Source organism: Mycobacterium sp., from assembly GCF_050701675.1.
Lineage (GTDB): Bacteria > Actinomycetota > Actinomycetes > Mycobacteriales > Mycobacteriaceae > Mycobacterium.
Genome location: NZ_JBOGDD010000460.1, coordinates 1 through 2,235, shown reverse-complemented (window position 1 = coordinate 2,235; position 2,235 = coordinate 1). Strand labels below are relative to the sequence as shown.

The 2,235-nt window shown below is 70.1% G+C and carries 1 protein-coding gene; it reads right to left on the bottom strand.

The window, feature by feature from the left end; genetic code table 11:
- Positions 1-13 precede the first annotated feature (13 nt).
- The coding region (locus ACRDUX_RS13890; protein ID WP_526414609.1) for a beta strand repeat-containing protein at positions 14-2,235 on the bottom strand (2,222 nt) is incomplete at its 5' end.

Here is a 2,235-nt window from a genome sequence, read left to right as displayed (position 1 = left end):
GGGCGCGGAACTCTTAGCCCAGCAGGAAGTCCGAGCCGCTCAGCGCCAGCGCGCCCTTCAACTGGATGATGAAGTCGGCCTTGCCGTCGCCGGTGACGTCGCCGGTGACGAAGGTGTTGCCGCTCGAGACGTACCAGCTCACCTCGTTCGCCCCGACCGTCGCGGACTGCCCCTTGAAGGCCATGTGACCCAGGTCGGAGAGGTCCAGCTTGTCGGTCCCCGACTGGAAGTCGGTGATCGTGTCCAGCGGGCTGGTCTTGGACTTGCCCAGCGCCGCGTCGTCGAGGGCGTTGTAGACGAACACGTCCGCACCGGTCCCCCCGGTCAGGGTGTCGGCCCCGGCGTCGCCGTGGATGACGTCGTCGGTGGCCTTGCCGACGATCTTGTCGGCGCCGGAGCTGCCGAGGATCAGCGTCGAGGACCCGGCGCCGACGTTGCCGGCCGCATCGGTGGTCTGCAGGGTGTAGGTGTGGACGGCGTCCGACACGTTTGTCTTGCTGATCGACCAGGCGCCGTTCACCGGCGTGACGCTGCCGATCGAAGTCCCATCCTGCAGGACGTTGACCGAGGCGACGCCGGAGGTCGCGTCGCTGGCGGTCCCATGCAGCGCCACCGTCATCCGCGAGCCGGTCGGGGTTTCGGTGAAGGCGTCGAAGGCGCTGACGGCGGCCTTGGTGTCGATGACCAGGGTGGAGTTCGAGGCCACGCCCAGGTTCCCCGCCGCGTCGGTCGCCTGGACATGCAGGTCGTGTGCGCCGTCGGCCAGGGCGGTCTTCGCCGTGATGCTGTAGGCGCCGGTCGTGGCGTTGGCCGTGACCGTGCCGACAACCGCTTGGCCGTCATACAGCGTCACCGCGGCGCCCTTTTCGGCCACGCCGTCCATGCGGATGAGACCGACGTTGGTGATCCCGTCGCCCTTGGTCCCGCTGTCGGTGGACATCAGGTTGGCGGTGGGCGCGGCCGGGCCGACGGTGTCGAGCCTGACCTGCACGGACGCCGAATAGCTGCTCGCGCCGCCGCTGTTCGCTGCGGTGACGGAAAGCGTGTGCGCCCCGTCGGCCAGCGGCGAGGACGCCGCCACCGAGAAAGCGCCGGTCGCTGCGTCGGCCTGGCCCGTGCCGACCAGCGTCGTTCCGTCGAAGAGCGAGACGGACGCGCCCTTCTCGGCGACGCCGGTCATCTGGAACTGGGCGACGTTGGTGAGCCCATCGCCCTTCAGGCCGCTGTCGGACGCCGCATCGAGCTTGAGGCCGGTGGGGGCAGCCGGGGGCGAAACCACGGGCGGCGTCACCGGCGGGGAGGCCCCGCCCGTGAGGCCGAAGTTCGAGGCGCTGACGTCGGCCAGCGTGCGGCCGGTCAGGATCACCACATCGTCGGCCACGCCGTTGTCGTTGCCCGTGTCGGCATAGACCGCGACATCGCTGCCGATCGCCACCGCCACGACATTGACGGTCCTGGTCGTGATCAGGTCGCGGGCCGCGTTCATCGCCGCGCCGTAGTCGGCCGCAGTGCGCTCGGCATAGGTCGTCCCGTCGCCGGACACATTGGCGAACCGCACGATGTCGCTCGAACTCCAGTCCGTAACCACGTCGCTCTGCGCCCACGCCAAGGTCGACTGGCCCTGCCCGATCACGATCACGTCGGCGCCGTCGCCGGTGATGATGGTGTCGCCACCGCCGGCGCCGTCGAGGGTGTCGTCGCCGACGCCGCCGTTCAGCGTGTCGGCCGCGGCCGTGCCGTGCAGGTCGTCGTTGCCGGGCACAGTCACCGGCGGCGTGACCGGGGGCGTCACGACGCCCAGTCCGAAGTTCGCAGCGCTGACGTCGGCCAGGGTACGGCCCGTCAGGATGACCACGTCGTCGGCCACGCCATTGTTGTTACCGGTGTCAGCATAGACCGCGACATCGCCGCCGATCGCCACGGCGACCACGTTCACGGCGCCCGTCGAGATCAGCTCCTGGGCGGTGTTCATCGCCGCGCCATAGTCGGCCACGGTCCGCTCGGCGTAGGTCGTGGCGTCGCCGGAGACATTCGCGAACCGCACCGTATCGCTCGCGCTCCAGTCCGAGACGACGTCGCCCTGCGCCCAGGCCAGGGTCGACTGGCCCTGCCCGATGACGATCACATCGGCGCCGTCGCCGGTGATGATGGTGTCGCCGCCGCCCGCGCCGTCGATGGTGTCGTTGCCGAGACCACCGTTCAGCGTATCGGCCGCGGCCGAGCCCTGCAGGGCGT